18 protein-coding genes are annotated in these 22,976 nt (G+C 58.8%); 9 read left to right on the forward strand and 9 right to left on the reverse strand.

Annotated features, from left to right (window positions below; translation table 11 throughout):
- Position 1: 1 nt before the first annotated feature.
- The 4 genes from FHT85_RS07715 to FHT85_RS07730 all read right to left on the reverse strand — a co-directional run bounded on the left by FHT85_RS07715 (position 2) and on the right by FHT85_RS07730 (position 4,246).
- Positions 2–1,315 (reverse strand): cytosine deaminase, encoded by a 1,314-nt coding sequence (locus FHT85_RS07715; RefSeq protein WP_112412501.1) that lies wholly within the window; start codon positions 1,313–1,315, stop codon positions 2–4.
- The gene (locus tag FHT85_RS07720; protein ID WP_405048015.1) at positions 1,315–2,184 is read right to left on the reverse strand and encodes an ABC transporter permease; all 870 of its coding nucleotides are present in this window, start codon (positions 2,182–2,184) and stop codon (positions 1,315–1,317) included. The genes FHT85_RS07715 and FHT85_RS07720 overlap by 1 nt, the downstream gene beginning before the upstream one ends.
- Positions 2,181–3,005: an ABC transporter ATP-binding protein gene (locus FHT85_RS07725; RefSeq protein WP_112412503.1), complete on the reverse strand. Its 825-nt coding sequence runs from the start codon at positions 3,003–3,005 to the stop codon at positions 2,181–2,183. Before FHT85_RS07725 ends, FHT85_RS07720 begins: the two co-directional genes overlap by 4 nt.
- A gap of 224 nt (positions 3,006–3,229) precedes the next feature.
- Positions 3,230–4,246: an ABC transporter substrate-binding protein gene (locus tag FHT85_RS07730; RefSeq protein WP_112399943.1), complete on the reverse strand. Its 1,017-nt coding sequence runs from the start codon at positions 4,244–4,246 to the stop codon at positions 3,230–3,232.
- A 184-nt stretch (positions 4,247–4,430) separates the two neighbouring features.
- Between FHT85_RS07730 and FHT85_RS07735 the strand changes: the two genes are divergently transcribed.
- Positions 4,431–5,399, forward strand: coding sequence for a LysR substrate-binding domain-containing protein (locus FHT85_RS07735; RefSeq protein WP_112412612.1), 969 nt, complete (start codon positions 4,431–4,433; stop codon positions 5,397–5,399).
- On the opposite strand, the gene FHT85_RS07740 is transcribed toward FHT85_RS07735, so the two are convergent.
- Complete coding sequence (locus tag FHT85_RS07740) at positions 5,387–6,184, reverse strand: creatininase family protein (RefSeq protein WP_112412613.1); 798 nt, start codon at positions 6,182–6,184, stop codon at positions 5,387–5,389. The two genes, FHT85_RS07735 and FHT85_RS07740, sit on opposite strands and share 13 nt — an antisense overlap.
- Positions 6,185–6,621: 437 nt before the next feature.
- On the opposite strand from FHT85_RS07740, the gene FHT85_RS07745 reads away from it, so the two are divergent.
- Together FHT85_RS07745 and FHT85_RS07750 are read left to right on the forward strand one after the other, a co-directional pair.
- On the forward strand, positions 6,622–7,311 hold the full coding sequence (locus tag FHT85_RS07745; RefSeq protein WP_112337756.1) for a carbonic anhydrase: 690 nt from the start codon (positions 6,622–6,624) through the stop codon (positions 7,309–7,311).
- Positions 7,312–7,315: 4 nt separating this feature from the next.
- Positions 7,316–8,842 carry a SulP family inorganic anion transporter gene (locus FHT85_RS07750; RefSeq protein ID WP_112412504.1) on the forward strand — a complete coding sequence of 509 codons (1,527 nt, stop codon included), beginning with the start codon at positions 7,316–7,318 and terminating at the stop codon, positions 8,840–8,842.
- Between the two features lie 100 nt (positions 8,843–8,942).
- Here the strand turns inward: FHT85_RS07750 and FHT85_RS07755 are convergent, their stop codons facing one another.
- Positions 8,943–10,877: a methyl-accepting chemotaxis protein gene (locus FHT85_RS07755; protein WP_112412505.1), complete on the reverse strand. Its 1,935-nt coding sequence runs from the start codon at positions 10,875–10,877 to the stop codon at positions 8,943–8,945.
- A gap of 534 nt (positions 10,878–11,411) precedes the next feature.
- Between FHT85_RS07755 and FHT85_RS07760 the strand changes: the two genes are divergently transcribed.
- Entirely contained in the window at positions 11,412–12,188 is a 777-nt protein-coding gene (locus tag FHT85_RS07760; RefSeq protein WP_112412506.1) for an SDR family oxidoreductase, read from the forward strand.
- Between the two features lie 48 nt (positions 12,189–12,236).
- On the opposite strand, the gene FHT85_RS07765 is transcribed toward FHT85_RS07760, so the two are convergent.
- From FHT85_RS07765 to FHT85_RS07775, 3 genes are all read right to left on the reverse strand, one after another.
- Positions 12,237–12,791 carry a hypothetical protein gene (locus tag FHT85_RS07765; protein ID WP_246779907.1) on the reverse strand — a complete coding sequence of 185 codons (555 nt, stop codon included), beginning with the start codon at positions 12,789–12,791 and terminating at the stop codon, positions 12,237–12,239.
- A 117-nt stretch (positions 12,792–12,908) separates the two neighbouring features.
- Positions 12,909–14,147, reverse strand: a complete 1,239-nt coding sequence (gene serA / locus FHT85_RS07770) for a phosphoglycerate dehydrogenase (RefSeq protein WP_112337752.1) — start codon at positions 14,145–14,147, stop codon at positions 12,909–12,911.
- Positions 14,148–14,310: 163 nt separating this feature from the next.
- On the reverse strand, positions 14,311–15,057 hold the full coding sequence (locus tag FHT85_RS07775; RefSeq protein WP_112337808.1) for a glucose 1-dehydrogenase: 747 nt from the start codon (positions 15,055–15,057) through the stop codon (positions 14,311–14,313).
- Positions 15,058–15,204: 147 nt separating this feature from the next.
- Between FHT85_RS07775 and FHT85_RS07780 the strand changes: the two genes are divergently transcribed.
- The 5 genes from FHT85_RS07780 (at position 15,205) to FHT85_RS07800 (ending at position 22,833) form a co-directional block, all read left to right on the forward strand.
- The gene (locus FHT85_RS07780) at positions 15,205–16,701 is read left to right on the forward strand and encodes an aldehyde dehydrogenase family protein (protein ID WP_112412615.1); all 1,497 of its coding nucleotides are present in this window, start codon (positions 15,205–15,207) and stop codon (positions 16,699–16,701) included.
- Between the two features lie 327 nt (positions 16,702–17,028).
- Positions 17,029–18,165 carry an acyl-CoA dehydrogenase family protein gene (locus FHT85_RS07785; protein ID WP_112412507.1) on the forward strand — a complete coding sequence of 379 codons (1,137 nt, stop codon included), beginning with the start codon at positions 17,029–17,031 and terminating at the stop codon, positions 18,163–18,165.
- Positions 18,166–18,299: 134 nt separating this feature from the next.
- A complete protein-coding gene (locus FHT85_RS07790) occupies positions 18,300–19,358 on the forward strand; it encodes a helix-turn-helix domain-containing protein (protein ID WP_112412508.1) in 1,059 nt (352 codons plus the stop codon).
- 586 nt (positions 19,359–19,944) lie between these two features.
- Positions 19,945–20,352, forward strand: a complete 408-nt coding sequence (locus tag FHT85_RS07795; RefSeq protein ID WP_015343243.1) for a hypothetical protein — start codon at positions 19,945–19,947, stop codon at positions 20,350–20,352.
- A gap of 621 nt (positions 20,353–20,973) precedes the next feature.
- On the forward strand, positions 20,974–22,833 hold the full coding sequence (locus FHT85_RS07800; protein WP_112412509.1) for an ABC transporter ATP-binding protein: 1,860 nt from the start codon (positions 20,974–20,976) through the stop codon (positions 22,831–22,833).
- Positions 22,834–22,976: the final 143 nt, after the last annotated feature.

A 22,976-nucleotide genomic window follows, 5' to 3' on the forward strand; every position in this document is an offset into this window, starting at 1 on the left:
GTCAGGCTCCAATGACGCTGTCGAGTTCACGGTAATCCGGCAGGCTGCGATCAATCACCTTGCCCTTGCGAAGGACGACGCGATCGGACTGCGGACGAGAGAGGAATTCGCTCCAGCGCCGCGCGCTGAAAAGCACGAGGTCGGCCGGGCTGCCGACGGCGATCCGCCCGATATCCGGGCGGCCAAGTATCTCTGCGGGCGAGGTGGTGATGACCCTTGCAGCCGTATCCAGCGGATGGTCGAGATGCAGGATGCGCACGGCTTCCCGGAACACTTCCACCGGATCGAGATCGCCATAGGCATAGAAGGGGTCGCGGGTGTTGTCGGAGGCGACGGCCGTGGGAACACCGGCGGCGGCAAGCTCGTGCAGAAGCGTGACGCCGCGCCAGCGTGGTGTGCGGCCGGCATGGCGGTCCTGCAGGTACATGTTGCACATTGGCAGCGAAACGATGGAGATCCCGGCCTTGGCAACGAGATCGATGGTGGCGCGCGCGACATCTTCATCCTGCCGGGCAAGCGAGCAGCAATGGCCGGCGGTGACCTTGCCCTGGTAGCCATTTCGCAACACGGCTTCGGCAATCGCCTGCAGCGTCAGCACCTGCTTGTCTTCAGTTTCATCGACATGCAGGTCGACATCGAGGCCGTTGTCGGCGGCGGCGCGCAACAACTTGTCAAGCTGAGCATCGAGATCGGGGTTCATCTGGGTGACACCGCCCATCAACCCGCCTGCCTCGCGCACGACGCGAAGCAGGTCGGCGAAAAAGGCATCATCGACCATGTTGTCGAGCGGAAAGAGAGCGACAGCCTGCAGCGCGATCTTGCTCTTCCAGGACTCGCGGACCGAGGTGAAAACCTCGAAGGAAATGCGGTGCTGCGGCGCCAGCGAATCCAGATGGGTGCGGATCAGGCCGGTACCATGCGCGTAAGCCGAGCGCAGCGAGAATTCCATGCGCCTGCGCACGTCCTCGGCCGACCAGTTGGCCTCGCGGTCGGCACGCACGGCATCGAGCGCACCCATGAAACTGCCGTCCGGGTTAGAGCGCCGCCCCCATATATGGCCCTTATCGAGATGGGTGTGCATGTCGGCGAAAGTCGGCCAGACCATACCTTCCTTCATATCGACTTTGGCATATTCGACTGGCGCGGTGCCAGGCGCCAGAATACCGCTGACGAGACCGTCGGTGACGACGATATCGGCCTTGACGAGACCCTCGTTGGCAGGCGTCTTGGAACCGGAAAGCGTCACGGCTGGGACGGTGGCATTGCTCAGCACGAAGCGGGCGGCGTTCGGCGGCGACATGAAGGCGTGTGACATCAGTTCTCCCGCTTGAGGCTGCTCTCATGCCAGCGATGCAGGCTCAGCCATGAGATGAAGGAGGTGAGGGCGAAGATTGCAACGCCGAGCGCCGATAGTAGCAGGAGTGCTGCAAAGAGACGCGGCATGTTCTGGCGGTATTGCGCCTCCAGTAGCCGAAAGGCGAGACCGGAGTTGGGGCCGCCCGAACCAGCAGCGAATTCGGCAACGACCGATGCGATCAGCGACAGGCCACCGCCGATCCTCAGGCCCGTCATGAAATAGGGCTGGGCGGCGGGCAGCTTCAGATGCAGCAAGGCCTGCCAGCGCGAGGCGCCATAGAGATCGAAGAGGTTGAGCAGGTTATGGTCGACGCTCTTCAATCCCTGCACCATGTTGGAGAGGATCGGAAAGAAGGCGACGAGGAAGCCGCAGATCAGAAGTGCGGCCTCGCGCGTCGGTGCATAGATCAGGATCAGCGGCGCGATCGCGACGATCGGCGTCACCTGCAAAATGACGGCCAGCGGATAAAAGGCGAGTTCGATCCAGCGGGACTGCACGAGGAAGATCGCAAAGCCGACGCCGCCGATCAGCGCCAGCATGAGGGATATGAAGGTAATCTTGGTCGTCACCCACAGAGCCGGCCAAAGGATGCCCCAGTCGGAAACGAGCGCCTTGGCGACGGCGATGGGGCTTGGCAAAATATATTGCGGAACGCCGGTGCCGACGACCAGAAGCTGCCAGAGGATAAGAAGCGCAAGGACGGTCAGGATCGGCACGAAGATGCCAAGCGAGCGTTCGATACCGCGCTTTCTGGCTGCATCTGCCGCTGGCGCATCGGCCGATTCAACGGAAAGAGTGGCGGGCAGGCTGGTGCTGTCGCTCATCAATGGGCCTCCGGCCAGCCGATGGCCTCGATCAGGGAACGGGACACTTTTTCGCACACCTGCCGATATTCTTCCGACGAACGATAAAGCGGATCGCGCTCGCCGCTGGTTCTCAGCGGAAAATCGCTATGAACGCGGCCCGGTCGTGCCTTCATGACGACGATACGATTGGAGAGATAGGCAGACTCATAGACCGAATGCGTGACGAAGATGACTGTAATGCCGGTCTTCTGCCAAAGGTTGAGAACATCGTCGTTCAGTTTCTGTCGGGTAATTTCGTCGAGTGCCGCAAAGGGCTCGTCCATCAACAGCAGCTTCGGCTTCGTCACCAAGGCGCGGGCGATCGAAACGCGCATCTTCATGCCGCCGGACAATTCGCGCGGATAGGCTTGCGCAAAATCCTGGAGGCCGACCGTTGCCAGCGTTTCCATGATCTGGTCGTGAGCGGCCGCTTTCGAAATACCCCTGAGCTTCAAGGGCAGATGGACGTTGCCGAGCACCGTCTTCCAAGGAAGCAGCGTCGGCTCCTGGAAGACAAAGCTGATATCGCCTTCCGGCAGGCCCTTGGCGTTGATACGTGAACTCGGCCAATCGATCCTGCCACTGGAGGCACCACCAAGGCCTGCGATGATGCGCAAGGCCGTCGACTTGCCGCAACCGGAAGGGCCGAGCAGGCTGATGAACTCGCCGCTTTCGACATTGAGCGACATGCCCGATAGCGCCAGCGTGCCGTTGGAGAAGACCTTGGAGACCTGTTCCATGACGACGAGCGGCCGCTTGCGCATTTCCCCGGAGGGGACGGTGGTTGCTTTGGATAAGCTCATATCCGGTTCTCTGTCGAAATCAGCAATTGGGTTTAGAGCAAGAAGCGCCCCTCACCCTAGCCTCTCCCCGCTTGCGGGGAGAGGGGACGATCGTGTTCGTGGCACTCATTACAATCGCAACAGCCTGCGACGGCAGTTGCTGCTTTCGCGGTTCAGTGGTGGCGCTTCTTGCTCGGTCGCTCCCTCGCCCCGCAAGCGGGGTAAGGGGCTGCCTCGCGCCAATATTACTTCTTCAGCGACATCCCGATGCCCTTGCAGACGAACTGCGTATCGAAGGCCTTCTTGTAGTCGATGTCGGCATCGAAGAGCTTGATCTGGACCATCTCGTCGAAGAACTTCTTGTAGTGGGCCTCAGTGATGCAGCCGATGCCCTTTTCGAGGGCCTCGCCGGATTCGACGATGCCATATTCCTTCATCTTGGCGATGGAATAAGCGATCTGACCATCCGTCATATCGGGATTGTCTTTCTTGATCAGCTCGTTGGCCGCCTTGTTGTCGCCGTAGAGATAATTGTACCAGCCCTCGATCGAGGCATTGACGAAACGTTGCACGAGATCGGGGTTCTTGTCGACCAGCGCCTTCTGCGCGGTGATCATCGTCGAATAGGGCGAGTAGCCGGCATCGGCGATCAGGAAGACCTTCGGCTTCCAGCCGGCCTGCTTCTCGATCTCGTAGGGCTCGGAGGTGACGTAACCCTGTTGCGCGGACTGCTTATCGGCGAGGAAGGGTGCCGGGCTGAAGTTGTAAGGCTTGAACTGTTCGTCCTTGAAGCCCTGGAAATTGGCCTTCATCCACTCGAAATAGGTAATGTAGCCGTCCTTGCTCAGAAACAACGTCGGCAGCTTGGCCAGATCCTCGAATTTTTCCACGCCGGCATCCGGATGGGCGATGAGGACCTGCGGATCCTTCTGGAAGATGGCGGCGACGTCAACGATCGGAATGCCCTGTTTGACCGCATCGATCTCCTGCTGCGGGCCGCCCATGTAGAAATCCAGCTTGCCGGAGATCAGTAGGGCCGAATTGGCCGCGTTGGGGCCGCCCTGGACGATCGTGACATCAAGGCCGTATTTCTTGTAGGTGCCGTCGGCCACCGCCTGGTAGAAACCGCCGTGCTCGGCTTGCGCAAGCCAGTTCGTGCCGTAGCTGACTTTGTCGAGCGCATTTGCAGGCTCGGCGGCCATAATCGCGGCGGCAAGCCCCATGGCGGCAAAGAATGTTTTCGTCTTCAAGGCTTTATACATGGCTGACTGTTCCCCTTATCTGCCATGGGACGTCGTGGTTGGCGCCCATTTCCTGCATTTGAGCGGTTGCTTTGCTCTTTGAAAAGCATCAAAATTCGTGCGCATTGATGCCTTTTCGGCATCTGTTCCCGGGTCTGTGCCTAAATTGTGCGGTCTGGGCAAAAATTAAGCAATGGGGACAAATATGCTGCACTCGCGACGGCTTCTCTATATCAATGAAATCGCCCGCTGTGGCTCGATCCGCAAGGCGGCGGCACGGCTCAATGTGGCCTCGTCGGCCATCAACCGGCAGATCCTGGCGCTGGAAGAGGAAATGGGGGCACCGCTTTTCGAACGGCTGCCTCGCGGGCTCAGACTGACGGCGGCCGGCGAGCTCTGTATCGAGCACATTCGCGAGGTTCTGAAGAATTACGAGCGGCTTGAGGGCCGCATTCGCAGTCTCAAGATGCAGCAGGCGGGCAAGGTTCGCATCGTCGCCACTGTCGGCCTGGCCTCAGGTCCGCTACCCGAGATCATCGCGCGTTTTCTTTCCGAGCATCCAAGGGTCTTCGTCCAGCTGCGCAACGATGCCGGATCGACGACGATGGCGCCGGTCGTCTCAGGAGAAGTGGATCTCGGGCTTGGCTTCAACATTCCGGCAATGCCTGGCATTCGCTCCCTTGCCAATTTCGATATACCGATCGGCGTCGTCCTGCCGCCCGGTCATCCGCTGATCGGGCCTGGTCCCATCAATCTCGCCGATGTCGTGGAGGAGCGGCTATTGCTTGCGCAGCCCGGGACGAGCCTGCGAGAGGTCATCAATCTGATGCTTTCGCGTCTTTCCGTACAGGTCGAACCTGTGCTGGAGAGCAATGCGTCGGAAATGCTGAAGCAGCTGGTAAAATGCGGGGCAGGGCTGACACTGCTCAACCCTCTTGATGTGCTGACCGAATGTCGCCGGGGAGAGCTGGTCTTCCGGCCGATCGCCGAGCCTCATTCGCGGCATCAACCAATGAAGCTCGTCGCCCGTGCACGAGCGCCACTCGACGCTGCGACTAGCCTCTTTGTCGAATACCTGCTTGCCGAGCTTGCGGGGATGGTCGAGGAGCTGCAGGCGAAGGGGCATATCATGCTACCCTCCGAACGTCGCCGCTCGGACGCCTATTTCGAATAGAGGTTGGCAAGCGGGTAATCGCGGAGATCACGCAGCATCTCGATGAAGCCAGCGATCTCATGCCGGCAGATGAGCGCGCCCTTTTCCGCCGTGCCGTTGGCGGCATTGCCGACGACGCCGTTCGGATTGAGATCGTGGGCGATCCAGGCGAGCGAATGGGGCGGCAATGGCTGCAGATATTTGGAGCGCTCCTTCATCCATTCGGCCTTGGAAGCGAAATTCTGAGCCTTGTCCATGCGCACGAGTTCGGGCCGGAAATGCAGCATGAGCGACGTTTCGAGATCGCCGCCATGGATGCCGTAGCGCTGTTCATGGTCGTCGATCATGCCGTCGGGTGTGCCGAAGCGGGTCCATTGCGTGGCGACGACGGCCATCTGGTAGCGCACGCGCAGTTCGCGCGCGACGATGCTCATGATGTCGACGTTTCCGCCGTGGGAATTGACGATCACCATCTTGCGGATGCCAGCCTCGGCCACTTTCGCGCCGATGGCGGTCCAGACCGGGATCAGCAGCTCTGCGGGGAGCGACAGCGTGCCGGGACCGTAGACATGTTCGTTGGCCTTGCCGATCTCCTGTAGCGGCAGCACGAGAAAATCGAGATCGTCCGGACGCTGCACCTTCAATTCCGCCAGCATGCCTTCAGCGATCGCGACATCCGTCGCGATCGGCAGATGCGGCCCATGCTGTTCCGTTGAGGCGATTGGCAGGATCGCGATCGTGGTGTCTGGCGAAAGCTCGGCGAAATCATGGGTATTGAGTTCGTTCCAATAGAAGGGCTTCGTCATTGCCATGTCCTCTCGTCAGCGCCTGGTTGCTCAACGGATACGGCAAGGATGGTAACGGTGGAAAGCATCAATTTGCGGCCGTGCCGCTGCCTTTTTGCGTGCGCTGACCGATGGGCAAACTTGGAATAGGGCAGAAGCGATGCGGCAACCGAAGCATTCCGCATCGGTAAGGAGCGTGACTGCCGCCTCGATTGACGCTGTTGGAACGAGATCGCTTCGTTCCGGCGCGGGCGCACAATATGGGTCCCAGGTCGATTCAAACCATCTCACAGTTCACTCACAAGAATTTTATAAATTAGATTCGACTAAATTCATTTCCGCTATTCTCTTCCGGTCACCCGTTCCTATCTCGCACTTGCGAAATGATCGCGCATTCCAACCCGCCGGGCATGGGTACGCCCCCTGCCTGCCGTCCGGCCCATCACAAGGACTCGACAATGGGTGATTTGCTCAAGGGTATCTCCAGCTTTCGCGGAGCCGTATTTCCCGACCATCAGGCACTTTATCGCAGGCTGGCGGAGGAGGGACAGCAACCACAAGCGCTGATGATTTCCTGCGCCGACAGCCGGGTGATGCCTGAAACGATCACGCAATCCGGCCCCGGCGAACTTTTCGTTTGCCGCAATGCCGGAAATATCGTTCCTCCGTTTTCCACCGCTAACGGCGGCGTATCATCGGCGATAGAATATGCCGTCGTCGCGCTGGGCGTTCGCGATATCATCGTGTGCGGGCATTCCGATTGCGGCGCTATGAAGGGGCTTTGCTATCCCGATCTCCTGAAGCCGATGCCGAATGTTGCTGCGTGGCTGAAACACAGCCATGCTGCCCATTCGATCGTTTGCGAAGCCTATCCTGGCGATCTGCCCGAGCGCCAAAGGGTCCGCGCCATAGCCATGGAAAACGTTGTTGTCCAGCTTGACCATCTGCGCACGCATCCTTCGGTCGCGGCCAAGCTGGCGACCAACGACATTACCCTGCATGGCTGGTTTTTCGACATCGAGACCGGGGAGGTGCTCGTTTACGACGGTGCCGCCGCTCGGTTCACGGATATCAACGAGGACAGGCCCTTGCCCGTCGCCGTCACCGGTCGTGGTCGTCCGCATGTAATGCCGCAAGCTGCGGAGTAGGCCGATGATGTCAAACTCTGTTCTTTCGCGAGACTTCGCATCGTCGGTCGTCGTGTTTCTCGTCGCCATACCGCTTTGCCTCGGGATTGCCGTGGCTTCAGGCGTTCCGGTGGCCATGGGCCTTATTTCAGGCATCGTCGGGGGCATCGTCGTCGGCCTTTTGGCCGGATCTCCGCTGCAGGTGTCAGGGCCGGCGGCGGGACTGGCCGTGATCGTCTTCGGCTTCGTCGAGCAATATGGCGTTGCCATGCTCGGGCCGGTTCTCATCGTGGCGGGATTGCTGCAGGTTATTGCCGGATTCCTGAAGATCGGATCGTGGTTTCGGGCAATTTCGCCTGCGGTGGTCCACGGCATGCTCGCCGGGATCGGCATCCTCATCATCCTTGGCCAGGTCCATGTGCTGATGGGGGCAAGACCTGCTGCCGGCGGCATCGAAAACGTGACTGCCATGGAGCAGACCCTTGGCCGCGTATGGGGCGCGGGACTGACCCAGGAATCGGTTGCTCTCCTTGTAGGCTTGATCTCCTTGCTCGCCATGGTCGCCTGGGAGAAGTTCAGGCCGAAGCCATTGATGCTGGTGCCCGGTGCTCTGGTGGGGGTTGCTGCCGGCACGATATTGACGGCCGGGATGAAGCTGCCGATCGCCAGGGTGGAAGTGCCGTCTTCTCTCATCGACAGCATTTCGCTGCCGACGCTTGAGGGTTTTGCCAGAATGGCCGAGCCCGGTATCATCTTGGCGACGTTGGTCATCGCCGTGATCGCCAGCGCGGAAACGCTATTGTCTTCCGCCGCCGTCGATCGCATGCATGATGGCGTGCGGACTCGCTTCAACAAGGAGCTGTTTGCGCAAGGTATCGGCAATGGGCTTTGTGGTCTGCTTGGTGCACTGCCGATCACGGGTGTCATCGTCAGGTCGTCCGCCAATATTCAGGCAGGCGCGCGTACCCGGGCATCTGCCGTACTGCATGGTGTTTGGATCCTTGGGCTAGTGGTATTTCTGCCGCAGCTCCTTGCAATGGTGCCGCTGACGGCGCTTGCCGCAGTGCTGCTGGTGACGGGATGGCGGCTGATCAGTCTCCATCATGTCCGCCACCTCTTCGATCATCACGGCTGGGTTCCCGTCGGGATATGGACCGCGACGGTGGCCATGGTGGTGCTTCAGGACCTGCTCGTCGGCGTGGCGCTCGGCCTTGCACTGTCCATATTGGAAATCCTTCCCTATCTGCGGCGCAAGCTCGCCATCGACAGATTGGAGGATGATGAAACTATCCATCTCGACCTCGTCGGCGTGGCGACATGCAAGGATGTTCCCGCCCTGCTCAACACGCTGGAAACGCTTCCAGAGGGTCGCAAGATCAGGATTGCCGGCGCTCGCCTGCATTATCTTGACCACACGAGCGCCGAAACACTGCGTGAGTGGCTAAAACGGCAGAAAAAATCGGGACGCCTGGTCGAAATCGAGCATCCGCCGCTCGGACGCCATCGACGGCTGAAGCCGATCTTTGAAAAGCTATCGGAAGAGGTTGCCTGATCGGCGACCAGTCATGGCGGCGGGAAGGAAACTCGCACCTTCCCGCGACCTTCAATTTTAAATCCGGCAATATTTCAAGGATGGGCCGAAGCGCGCCAGGTCAAAACTCTTCCCAGGACGGCGACGCCGCAGTGGCAGCGCCGGAGCCTCCGAATGCGCCAGCAATCTTGGCTCGCAGCGAGCGTGCCGGCGATGCGGCAGGGCTGGAGCGCTCGGTGGCTGCAACCGGTCTTGCATGCGAGCGCCCCTTCTGCAGATTGAACTGACCGAGAATCTCGTTCAGCGCCGTCACCTCCTTGGCGAGGCTGTAGCTGGCAGCCGTCGATTCCTCGACCATGGCCGCATTCTGCTGCGTTCCCTGGTCGATGCTGTTGACGGCCGTATTGATCTCCTGCAGGCCGGTCGCCTGTTCGCGGGCGGCTTCGACGATCGCCCGTACATTGCGGTCGATTTCCTCCACCTCCTTGACGATCTGCTGCAGCGATTGCCCCGTTCTCGTGACGAGATCGACGCCGCTGCCGACCTGCTGGCCGGATGTGGAAATGAGCGCCTTGATCTCCTTTGCCGCTGTGGCGGAGCGCTGAGCGAGTTCGCGGACTTCCTGCGCAACGACGGCAAAGCCCTTGCCGGCGTCACCGGCACGCGCCGCCTCGACGCCGGCATTGAGCGCCAGTAGGTTCGTCTGGAAGGCAATATCGTCGATGACGCCAATGATGTTGGAAATTTCACCCGAGGATTTCGAGATTGCTTCCATTGCGGCAATCGCGTCCTGCATGACTTCGCCGGATTTTTCGGCGCCGATGCGGGCGCGTCCGACCAGCGAACTTGCCTCTTCGGCGCGCCGGGTAGAATCCTTGACCGTCGTGGTGATCTCCTCGAGTGCCGCCGCCGTCTCCTCGATCGAGGCCGCTTGCTGCTCGGTGCGTTTGGAGAGGTCGTCGGCTGCCGAGCGGATCTGATTGGCGCCGGCGGCGATGGCCTGACCACCCTGACCGACCGCAACGAGGGTCTCCTCGACCTTCGTCATCGAGGCGTTGAAATCCATTCTCAGACGATCGAGATTCGCGACGAAGGGTTGTTCCAGGCGATAGGTCAGGTTGCCGTTCGAGAGCTCTCCCAGGCCTTGTGCCAGACTGTCGACTGCAAACTGCGCGTCGGCGGCATCCTTGGCCTTCTGCGCCTCGCGTTCCAGCCTTTCCTTTTCGGAGAGGCTGCGATTGGCGTCGGCTTCCTGCTCCAGGCGCAGACGCTCAATGGCACTGTCGCGGAAGACTGCGACGGCCGCGGCCATCTGGCCGACTTCGTCCTTGCGCCCGATCCCTGAAACAGGCTCGTCGGTATTGCCATCCGCAAGCGAAACCATGCGCGCCCGCAGACGTTCGATGGGGGCGGCGATGCCGCGTGCTGAAACGAGAATAGCGATTGCAATGGCGGCAGCAAAGAGAAGGCCGAGCGCGATCAAAGCGTCGTCGATGGTGCTGTTTGCTTGTTCCGCCAACATGTTGCTCTTGTTATTGAGGGACTTGTTGAACGTGTCGAGCCACTGACGGATCGAAACAACCTCGTCATTGATCATCGGATCCACCTGCTTCAAGAGCGTGGCGGCGCTATTGTTATCGTCTATCAGGCCGGCTTTCACGGCTTGGTCTGTGAGAGCGATGATGTCATTTGCCCTTGCGACGAGCTTGTCGATTGTATCTGCTTCTGTCGGAACCAGCTGCCTGGCGTTTGCGAAACGCTGCAGAAGTACTTGCTTGTTCTCCTGATAGTCCCTGGAGAACGCCGCCGTCTGCGGATCCCCCGCTGGATATTGTAGAATCTGGTAGGCGTTGTAACTCATGGCAGTCATGCGCTGGCTGGCTCTCGACATCTCTACCGCAGCGGTTTCATCCTTGGCGATAAAATTCGAGTAGGTGCCAACCGTGTCCCTGAACTGGTTCGAGACGACGAGGACACCGGCGATCCCGATCAGGCAGATCGGGATTAAGATCGTGAGGACTTTCGTCTTGATCTTGGCGTTCTGGAGAAATGACATGGCTTGTTTCGCTCTCGAAAGGGTCGGCAACCGCTAGGACGATTGAAGAGGGGCAAGTGCCAGCGATGACCTGCTCTGGATAATGGGGGCATTACAGAGAGGGAGCATCCTGCTCGTCGCATCTTGGCGCTGTTCTTTCAAAATCTATAACCAAGCTGACAAAACGGTTAATCCTGTTCGATATTCGTCCGATAGTCCGACAAATACCGCCATAGATATGGGGCATATAATTCTAAATTACTCCATAGTTGTAGCCGTACATATTCCGGAGGCTCGAACTGGAAATTTGCGGCAGCATGCTCGGGTTAAATCGGCGATATACTTCCTGCGTCAGGTACACTCAGACCGCGCTTCGTCGTATCGAAGGAGCTTCTGAGGGCGACGTCCCTGAGTGCCAATTATTCCGGAACATACGATAGATCCGCGCGTTTCAGCAGCTCAACGGCGAGCAAGGATGCGAGCAAGAAGAATTCATTCTTTGGCGCTGCTGTCGCCGTCGTCACACGTAAGTTTAGGTCCGCTGGAGGTTCGTCAATGAGTTCTGCCGTCGCCCTCGTCACCGGAGCTGGCTCGGGGATTGGAAGAGCGACTGCATTGGCGCTTGCGAAGGATGGTTTTGCAATTGGTGTGCTGGGACGCACGCAGGAAGAGATTTCCTCGACATTTGATGAGATTTCCGTCAGGGGCGGGCAGGCGGCCATCCTCCTCGCCGACATTTCGGATGAACGTCAGATATCGGCAGCCGTGAAAGAGCTTGTCGCGCGCTTCGGCCGGCTGGATGTCGTAGTTGCCAATGCCGGCATCAACGGAGTCTGGGCGCCGATCGACGATCTGAGCCTATCGGAATGGAATGACACCATTTCGATCAATCTGACCGGAACTTTTCTGACCATCCGCGCGACGGTGCCGGAGCTGAAGCGCTCGGGCGGCGGCTCGATCATCGTCGTCTCCTCCATCAACGGAACTAGGACGTTCACGACCCCAGGCGCGACGGCCTATACCGCCACCAAAGCGGGGCAGGTCGCCATGGTGCAGCAGCTGGCTCTCGAACTGGCCCGCCATCACATACGTATCAATGCGGTCTGTCCCGGTGAAATCGAAACCAATATCGATGCGAATACCAGCCTGCGCAAACGCGAGGAAACATCGATCCCCGTCATCTGGCCCGAGGGCCAGGTGCCGATTACCGGTGGTCGGCCGGGCCGAAGCGAAGATGTGGCTGACGCGATCGCTTTCCTGGCGTCCGATAAGGCCCGTCATATAACCGGCTCGCCCATCTGGGTGGACGGGGGCCAAGGTCTGCTGCGCTAGATGGCAGAGGCCAGGACTGTCGATGTCACGGCAGCCCTGCAAATGCTCTCAAGACCGGCAAACGAGAGTGTAAAGGTCATGCATGCCGCTGCCTGGGCCAAACCCGATTCGAGCCTCCTCACTATCTGCTTGCGGATTGGCGAGCTCGCTCTTCAGCTCAGCCGCATTTTGCGGGAAGACCGGCACATCGGCCATCACACCGCATTTAAGATAATATCCCGCGTAGAAGGGCTGCCCCTGCTTTTCGGTGCTGGGCTGGCGTACAAGCAACATCAGCATGCCGTCTTTGCGTTTTGCGACAGTGAGATAGAATTCGCCATCATGCGTCAGCGCAAAACTATCTTCGTTTGGGACCGGTTTCCAAGCCTTTGCTTTCAAATTGAAAACCTGCTCCGGCGCGACCAGCATCTCGAAAGATCCCTTACCGGAAGGTTCGCCTGCATGTGAGGCAGCGCCTGTGATGAGGGCACCGATGAATGCGGTGGCGAACAAAGCTGCACTTTTCATTAAAATTCCTCGCTTACGTTGTATAGCCCATACGGATGAACGCAATGGAAGTATTTCAAAGTGCAGCTTTGTCAAGACGAGCTGTTCAAGTCCCATGGCGTCGCCTGCCTATGCTCGCGCAGCGTGTGGCTAAGGCAGTTAGCGGCGTCATCTGGCGATCAAGCGAGGGATAGCTGGAGAATGCCAATCGCCCATGGGTGTCAATAAAAGGCGTCAGTAAACCAATCGAGCTCTTATCGTTCCGGGGATCTGGCGGAGTGTGTCGAGTATTTCATTCGCCGTTTGGCCGACCCCTTCCACTTCGATAACCACGTAGCCCGTGTCGCCGTGGGTCTGCAGGAACTCGCCGACGATATTCAACCCACGCGATGAAAAGATCGTATTCAGGCTGTTCAGGATCCCCGGGCGATTTTCGTGAACATGGATGAAACGCGTGCCGTTTGGACGCGGCGGCAATTGAACCTGCGGGAAATTGACCGCACCAAGCGTCGAGCCGATATCGGAATATTCCACAAGCTTCCTGGAAACTTCCCTTCCGATCCGCTCCTGGGCCTCTTCGGTCGATCCGCCGATATGCGGCGTCAGGATCACATTATCCAGCCCTTGCAGCGGCGTTTCGAAGCGCTCCTTGTTCGACGCCGGCTCCTTCGGGAACACGTCGACGGCTGCGCCTGCGAGATGTCCCTCTTTCAAAACCTTTGCAAGAGCCTCAAGATCGACCACGGTGCCGCGGGAATTGTTGATGAAGAAGGCACCCTTCTTCATTCTGCGCAGCTCTGCCTCGGTGATCATGTTCTGGGTCGAGCTGGTTTCGGGAACATGCATCGTCACGAAATCCGAGATTTCCAGCAGCTCGCCGAGCGAAGCCATGGATTCTGAATTGCCGTGGCGAAGCTTGTCCGACGGATCGAAATAGCGAACGTTCATACCCATGCTTTCGGCAAGGACGCTCAGCTGCGAGCCGATATTGCCGTAGCCGACGATGCCAAGCGTTTTCCCACGCGTCTCGCGACTGCCTTCCGCGGATTTGTCCCATCCGCCCGCATGAGCGGAAGTCGAACGCGGGAAGATCCGCCTCGTCAGCATGATGATTTCACCGATGACGAGTTCGGCGACCGAGCGGGTATTCGAATAAGGAGCGTTGAACACCGGGATCCCGCGCCGACGAGCCGCATCCAGATCGACCTGATTCGTCCCCACGGAAAAGCAGCCGACCGCCATGAGCTTCTTGGCGGAGCTGAAAATCTCTTCTGTCAGCTGTGTGCGTGAACGAATGCCGATGATGTGTGCTTCGGCGATATGGTTCTTGAGATCCTTGTCGTCGAGGGCCTTCGGCAAATGCGTGAGATTGACGTAGCCAGATGAAGTAAAATAGTCCACCGCGCTCTGACTGATCCCTTCCAGCAGAAGGACTGAAATCCGATCACGGGGAAGAGAAAGTTGTCCGCTCATTGAATTACCTTCGATAGTCGAATTCGATTAGGCCGACGTCGCTCGCTGCCACGACCACATGACTTAGACCATCCAAGGGACAGCGCAAGAACAAACTCAATTCGCTCAGCGGAAGGACCCTTGTTTACAGCAAGTCGCCGTGCTGATGGGCTTGCCCGCCTCTTCAGATGCACTTGCCGCCATCGACATTGAGATCGACGCCGGTGATCATGCTCGCTTCGTCCGAGCAGAGGAAAGCGGCGGCGTTGCCCATGTCCGCCGGTGTCGAAAGCCGCCCGATCGGAATGGTGGCGACGATCCGCGCCCGGCTTTCGTCGCTGTCGGAGCCGATGAAGGTTGAGAGCAGTGGCGTATCGCCGGCGACGGGATTGATGGCGTTGACGCGAATTCCGAAGGGAGCAAGCTCCACGGCCATCGCGCGGGTGGCGGCGATGCCCCATCCCTTCGAGGCATTGTACCAGGTGAGGTTGGGGCGAGGGGAGACCCCGCCGGTAGAGGCAATGTTCAAAATGGCGCCGTGCCGCTCGGCCTTGAAATGCGGCAGCACCGCGCGCGCACCGTTGTAGATCGAGCGGATGTTGACATTGAAGATGCGCTCGAACAGGCCTTCATCCATATCCTCCATCGGCATCGGCGGCTGTCCGACACCGGCATTGTTGACGAGGATGTGCAGACCGCCGAACTGCGACAGCGCAAGATCCCTTGCGGCGGCGAGGCTGTCGAGCGTGGCGACATCACCGGCAAGCGGTGCGACCGATCCTTCGTGCTGCGCCGCCACCCGCTCTGCTGCCGCAAGGTCACGATCGACGAGCACGACCCGCGCGCCTTCCTCGACGAATTTCCGGACGATCCCTTCGCCGAAACCCGACCCGCCACCCGTGACGATCGCCACTTTTCCCACAAGACGCATATCAAACTCCTCCATTTGCTCCAGCATCGGATAACTCGGAGTGATTTCACAGTCCGATTATCTGAACGCTTTTTTAGCTTTCTTTATTTGTATTGTGACCGTCTGATAGCGAATATCGACGACAGAATGAAGCTGGGAGGCCGCGCCATGACATTAACTTTCGACGCCAAGCAAATGGCGGCCGAGCTTTACGACGGCAGCTTTCGGCCAATGTTCATCGGCGGCCAATGGGTTGCCGCCCAATCCGGCGCAGTCAGCGAGACCTACAATCCGGCTACCGGCGCGGTCCTTGCGACAGTTCCGCTGGCCGCGCCCGCTGATATTGATCTCGCCGTTGCTGCGGCGCGACGGGCTCTCGAAGGGCCGTGGTCCAGGTTCTCGCCCTATGAGCGCCAGACGCTGCTCCTGAAAATCGCCGATTTATTCGAAGCAAATTGGGAACGCCTTTCGGTTTCCGACACGCTGAACATGGGCATGCCAATTATGCGCACGCTCGCCAACAAACGACGGGTCATTGGCATGCTGCGGTTTTATGCCGGCATGGCGACCGCCCTTCATGGCGAGGTGATCGACAATTCGATACCCGGCGAGATCGTCACCTTCACCCGTCGGGAGCCGATCGGGGTTGTAGGTGCGATCATCCCCTGGAACGCGCCCACCGCCGCATCGATCTGGAAGATCGCCCCAGCGCTGGCGACGGGCTGCACGGTGGTATTGAAACCCTCGGAGGATGCGCCGCTCACTCCGTTGTTGATTGCCAAACTCATGCAAGAGGCGGGCGTGCCGGACGGCGTGGTCAATATCGTCACCGGCAAGGGATCGGTCGCGGGCGCCCGGCTGGCCGAACATCCCGATGTCAACAAGATCGTCTTCACGGGGTCCACCGCCACCGGGCAATCGATCGCTCGTGCCGCGGTCGGCAACTTAAAACGGGTTTCGCTCGAGCTCGGCGGTAAGTCGCCGGTGATCGTCTGCCGTGATGCCGACATAGACCGGGCCGTGCCCGTCGCCGCAATGGCGGTCTTTGCGCATTCGGGGCAGATCTGCATCGCCGGCTCGCGCTTGTTCGTGGCGCGCGAGATCCACGAAGAATTCGTCGCCAAGGTCGGCGAATTTGCCCGCTCGCTGCGGATCGGCCACGGGATCGAAGCCGATACCGATATCGGACCGCTGATCTCGGCTCGCCAGGCGCAGGTCGTCGAGAGCTTCATCGCATCCGGGCAGAGCGAAGGCGCCGCGTTGGTCGCGGGCGGCATGCGCCTTTCGGGCGCGCTCTACGACAAGGGAAACTTCATCGCCCCGACTGTATTCGGTAACGTCAAGGACGAGATGAGGATCGCCCGCGAGGAGATCTTCGGGCCGGTCATTTCAGCGATGCCCTTCGATACGATCGAGGAAGCCGTCGAGCGCGCCAATGCATCGCCCTATGGACTTGCGGCTGGCGTCTTCACCCAAAATCTCGGAATGGCGCACAAGCTGGTGCGTCGAATCAAGGCCGGATCGGTCTGGGTGAACATGTATCATGCGCTCGACCCGGCCGTGCCCTTCGGCGGCATGAAGATGTCGGGCTACGGGCGCGAAGGGGGCATTGAGCACCTGCACGAATATCTCGAAACCAAGGCCGTTTGGATACAGACGGAATAAAACTGAACCTTTACCGCGCAGATTGGTTCGGATGAGGGCGATAAGCTGTTCGGCATAGCGCTGCTGCAGCATATAGCCCAGGCTTGTAATGGTCCCGCGAGCCCGCCGGGCGTTGGGATTATGAAGCAACACGACACGGACGCGGCTTTCGACATTCTGCCCGGCCGCGATGCCCGGCACGATCGATGTGCCGCACTCGGGCGAGGCAAGGGCGATCCGCGTGCTCTCCGCCTCGTATTGAGCGCTCATCGATCTCACCGTTGTCAGAGCTCAAGAAGCGATGCATGCTCGGTACGATTTCATTCCTGCCGAATTGCGGAGCGTATCGTGGATTTCTCTCTAACTGCCGAACAACAGGCGATCTTCGACTTGGCCGCTTCTTTTGCTGCGGAACGCATCGCGCCTCACGCCGCGGCCTGGGAGCATGAGGGCACTATTCCAAGGGGTATGCTGGAAGAGATCGGCGCCTTGGGATTCGGCGGAATTTACGTTTCGGAGGAGTTCGGCGGCTCTGGCCTGTCTCGGCAGGATGCGGTGCTGATCTTCGAAGCGCTGTCGCATGCCTGCCCGTCCGTGGCGGCGTTCGTTTCGATCCACAACATGTGCGCCTGGATGATCGATACGTTCGGATCGGATACGATGAAATCGACATGGCTTCCCGATCTCTGCGCCTTCCGCAAGGTGGCATCCTACTGCCTCACGGAGCCCGGTTCGGGTTCCGATGCCGCAGCATTGCGCACGACCGCACGCCTCATCGACGATCATTATGTCCTTGAAGGTACGAAGGCCTTCATCTCCGGCGGCAACTATTCCGATCTTTATATCGTCATGTGCAGGACAGGCGGTGAGGGGGCAAAGGGTATTTCAACACTCGTGGTGCCGAGCGGCAGCGAGGGCATGAGTTTCGGCGCCTTCGAGCGAAAGATGGGATGGCGCGCCCAACCAACCGCGCAGGTTCATTTCGACGCTTGCCAAGTTCCGCTCGAAAATCGGCTTGGTGAGATCGGAGCGGGGTTCCGCTATGCTATGAAGGCTCTGGATGGCGGACGGTTGAACATCGCCGCCTGCGCACTCGGCGGAGCTCAGTTTGCCCTTGATAAAGCGGTTCTCCACATGCGTGAACGCCGCGCATTCGGTGCCGCATTGAGCAGTTTTCAAGCCCTTCAGTTCAAAGTGGCGGACATGGAAACCGAGCTTCAGGCCGCAAGGACCTTGTTATATCAGGCTGCCTGGAAGCTCGACGCCAGCTCCCCGGACGCATCCAAATTCTGTGCCATGGCCAAACGGTTCGTGACGGACACCAGCTTCGATGTGGCCAATGCGGCGCTGCAATTGCATGGTGGCTACGGCTACCTGGAAGATTACGGCATCGAGAAGATCGTCCGCGACCTGCGAGTGCACCAGATCCTCGAAGGCACCAACGAGATCATGAGGCTGATCATTGCCCGTCATATTTTCGATTGATCCAGATACCGACGGCGACCTATCGATCCCTGAGAGCGTCACTCAAATAAACACTTAATACGTCTAGCCGCCTATTGCCACAAGCTATGGTTCGCCTATGTATGCCTCGGGCCGGAGGGGCTGGGGTTGTAGTTATGGCACAGACGTCATCCGATTTAATCTATAATTTCTCGACACTTAACTTCCCCGAGAAAGACCGATTTCACACTTGGGTTAAGGATAATCATTGCGACTGCAGGCTGCAGGAACCTGAGTCCGGCCCGTTCGATGCGGAGGCCACCGGCGCGGCGCTCGGTCCGCTTATCCTATCCGGCAGACGGCTGCTTCGCCAAGGCCCGCTCCCGGCTTACGAGGTTCTGAGATCCGAGCGACGCATCCGAACCGACGGCTATGATTTTTACCGATTTACCTCAATTCTGAGCGGCCGTTTTGCCTTTCGATCGGCGGATGCGTCGTCGGTCAAGAGGGCGGGCGACTTGTTCATATTGGATGCCGCTCAGGTTAACGACTGCCTGGTTGAGGCAGACAACACGATTTCCATCGCCGTTCCAAGGGATTTATTGCCGAACCGAACAGCGCTCCTGCACGGCCATACCCTCTCAACGGGCGTTGCCCGGCTTCTGACCGATCATCTCGTTTCGCTGCTGAACAATTTCAACAGGTTGCAACCAGGGGAGATCCCCTATGTGGTGCAATCAACGCTGCAGCTTTTGACTGCCGCGGTGTCGTCGGCATCCGAGGCGATGCAGGAAGCAGCCGGTCCGCTTCGCGAACTGTTACTGGGGCGTATCTTGCGGTATCTCGATGCGCATCTACTCGAACCCGACCTGACGCCCGATCGGATTAGCCGCGATGTTGGGGTTTCGCGTGCGAAACTCTACCATTTGTTCGAGGGCAATGGCGGCATCATGCGGCAGATACAGCGCAAGCGCTTGCTCAGGGCCTATCAGATGCTGGCAAATCCAAGCGGACCAAAGCTCCACATAGCTGAGCTTGCGTGGAGACATGGTTTCTCGAACGAGAAGTACTTCTACCGGCTATTCAAAGCCGAATTCGGCCACACTCCGGGCGAGACACTGGAAAACATTTCCCACTCGACCGTCGCTTCAGAAACGATTGGTTTCCATACCCGCGAAAAGCCGGCGAACGCTCCTTCTGGCTGGACATTGCCCTTTGGCGTGCCGGGCCGTTAATTGCGTTTGCGCGAGCATAAGATGTACCAACGGGTACTCGAAATGGACATGAGCAAACCCGACGCTGGCCAGCATGTCTTGAACGATGTTAGGCCGGTGACACACTGAATTTTTGCAATTCGGACTTCTCGACCGCTCGGCTTTCCAGCCATGGTTCACTAGCCGATATCACGGCCGACGCTAAGTGATTCCTGCAATTCCAAACCCATGTGCACCTGTTATGGACGATCTTGCACCCGATGATCGGGTCGTTATTGTTGCTCGATCGGGCTTTGCTGTTATGTTCCCGAACTGGAATGGAAATCAGTCAGGAGCCGCGATCAACCTCACAAGCCCCGATAGCGGTGCCCATCTGTAGCAATGCGTGAATGGGCGGCATACCATTGAGCTTGCCTCCTATTTATCCAAGCCGCGGCGATCACGACGCGACACGCCATTCGATCCCGAACGTCAAAGGCTCAAGTCTTCCAACGCTATCCGGAATCGACTGACAGATCGCTGCGCAGTCGCAAAGCTCGGCCGTTGCCGCGGCTTGAGTCATCATCGAAGTATCTATCAGTATATTCGTCAAAAGAGGAAACTCACCTTGCGTAAGGTCATCTGTGCTTCTGCCTTCGTCGCCCTTTCATTCACGCCCGCAGCTGCCAGCGTATGTTCGCAGCATTATCAAAGCAGCGGCGTTCCCCTCGTCACCGGTGTGACCTACAAGACCTGGATGGAGTTTCCCTCCGTTAGCCCCGCCGCCGCCTTCGACAAAGTATCGAGAGCCGTTCTTGCGGAAGGCTTTGTGGATGTGAATGTCGAGAAGCAACTCGGCACGCTGACGGCACAGCAGGAGACGTCCGGCTCAGGTCGCCCGCAGACATTGCGCGTCGTCGTCCGCAAAACCGGCAAGGGCAGTCGCGTCGATGCGGTTTTCATGGTGCCGCAGGGGCAGGTTGCCCCCAACATGAGCGACAATCTCTGCCGCGTCGTCAACGCCGTGGCTGACTAGGCCGGAAGCGAATGGGTGATGGGAGCGCCTCTGCTTGCATGCTAAGTGGCAAGCTGGCTGAGGCCTGCTCCGCACCCGCTCGGTTGTTTGCCTATGTCTTCGTGCTGAATTGGCGCTGTTTAGAGCCTGTCCTATTCGCTGTCAGCTGTATGCGCGTCTCCGCGTGTGCAACGTAAGCCCAAGCACGATGCGGCTTCGGCCGTTACTGCTCGGCTATGGGATTTGTAACTTGCTTCTGGCCGATCGTCCGGCTAGGTCTTTATCACAAGTGAAGCGCGAATCGCGGTACGGCATCAGCGTATAAATAGCCCTAACCGTCTTTCGCTCCGTTGTCGTTTTTGCCAGAATTATCAAATATCGTAGAGAGTTCTGACCGGCGGTTTGCGCCTGTTGGCAGAAATTTCCCGGTGCCTGCGAATGCCGTGAACACGCGGCATCTTGTCGACGATTTGAGAAAACGTCACCGAATGAGGTGATCGATGCCTACATGCGGACGCTCAACGCGGACAACGAACGGGATGTTCCTGTCGGTTGGCGTGCCATAAACCGGCCCGTGCCAGACCTTCTCCCCAAATTCGCCGGCTTTCAGCCGATGATGTCTTCAGCCAAGGTCTTATTTTGATGTTTGCTCGCCTGTTTCACTTCCTGGAAAGCCGCATCGATATTTTCGCCCCGTTCAACGAGGACGAGACGCCGCCGACGGGCGTATGGCGTTTCATGTGGCATCATCTCAAGGTGGTCAAAGGATGGCTCGTCGCCATCATGCTGATCGAGCTCGCCTTCAGCGGTATAGAAGCGGCTATTTATTTGATGGTCGGCTGGTTTGTCGACCTGCTCAACAAGCACTCGCCACAGACGGTGTTTCAGGATTATGGCTGGCCGCTTGCGGGCGCTGCCTTCGTCATTCTGGTGCTGCGGCCGATCCTGTTTTTCGTGACGCAGGTGGTTACCAACCAGATCGTGGTGCCGCCGCTTACCAATCAGATCCGCTGGCGCAATCACATCTATACGCTCGGCCATTCGCTGAGCTATTTCCAGAATGATTTCGCCGGCAGGCTCTCGGCACGCGTCATCCAGGCGGGACAATCCATCCGTTCGGCTGTCATCGCCGTGATCGGCGACCTCTGGTACGCTCTGATCTTCGCCTCGGTCACGATCGGCTTCTTCGGCTCCGTCAATGTCTGGTTGATGCTGCCGGTTATCGTCTGGCTGGTAGCCTATGCGGTGCTTCTCAGATATTTCGTCCCGCGGGCTCTGAAACGTTCGGAGGCCAATTCCCTCGGCCGCTCATCGACCACCGGCCGTATCGTCGATTCCTATACGAATATTCTCACCGTGAAGCTCTTTGCCCGCGGCGATCTCGAGCGTACCGCCGTTCGGGACTCTCTGAAACGCTGGAACGATAGTTTCCTCGACCTGATGCGGTTGATCCTCGGTGCCAGCCTCGTGCTTCAGATCCTCAATAGCGTTCTGATCGTCATCACTGCCGGTTTGACACTATATTTGTGGAGCCACGGGGCCATGACCGCCGGCGCTGGGGCGGCAGCCATCACCTTGGTGTTGCGGCTTGTCCAGATGTCGGGCTGGCTGATGTACCTGATCCGCGATGTTTTCGACAATATCGGTACCGTGCAGGAGAGCATGCTGACCATTGCAAAGCCGCATGATCTCCTTGATGCGCCCGACGCCGGCACATTGGCGGTTCCCAGAGGCGAGATCGTCTTCGATCACGTCCATTTCCGCTATGGCGGCGCCAGGCCCGTCTTTACCGATCTGTCGCTCGTCATTCGTCCCGGTGAAAAGATCGGCATTGTCGGTCCCTCCGGCGCCGGCAAATCGACGCTGGTCAATCTGTTGCTGCGTCTCTATCCGATCCAGTCCGGCCGAATCCTCATCGATGGTCAGGACATCGCAGGCGTTACTCAGGACAGCCTGCGGCGGCATGTCGGCGTCGTAACGCAGGATAATTCGCTGCTTCATCGCTCAATCCATGAAAACATCGCCTATGGCCGCACGGGGGTCGGACGAGAAGAAATCGAGACCGCGGCCCAGCAGGCGGCCGCCCATGATTTCATCATAGGACTTTCTGACCAGGAAGGGCGTGCCGGCTATGACTCGCGCGTAGGCGAACGCGGCGTCAAGCTCTCCGGCGGCCAGCGCCAGCGCATCACCATTGCTCGCGTGTTGCTCAAGGATGCTCCTATCCTCGTGCTCGACGAAGCGACTTCCGCCCTCGATTCAGAGGTGGAGGCGGTGATCCAGGGCCAACTTCATCGTCTGATGCGCGACAAGACAGTGCTTGCCATCGCGCATCGTCTTTCGACGATCGCGGAACTCGACCGGCTCATCGTGCTGGACGATGGCCGGATCGTCGAGGAGGGGAGGCATGAGGAGCTGATCGCCAAAGATGGCCTTTATGCAAGATTGTGGCGACGGCAATCGGGAGGCTTTCTGGCCTTGGAAGATAGCCCGGTGGCATAGCGAAATCGAGATTGCAAAGCGGCAAACCGGTGACTATCTCCGGAGGTGTCACGTCTGCCGAGGTCTGAGCGGTCGTCAGCGATCCGTAGACACGGTTGTTATCGACAGCTTTTCCGCGTCACCCCGTGTTATAAGACGTCTAT

This window comes from Rhizobium sp. BK312 (assembly GCF_014193605.1).
GTDB lineage: Bacteria > Pseudomonadota > Alphaproteobacteria > Rhizobiales > Rhizobiaceae > Rhizobium.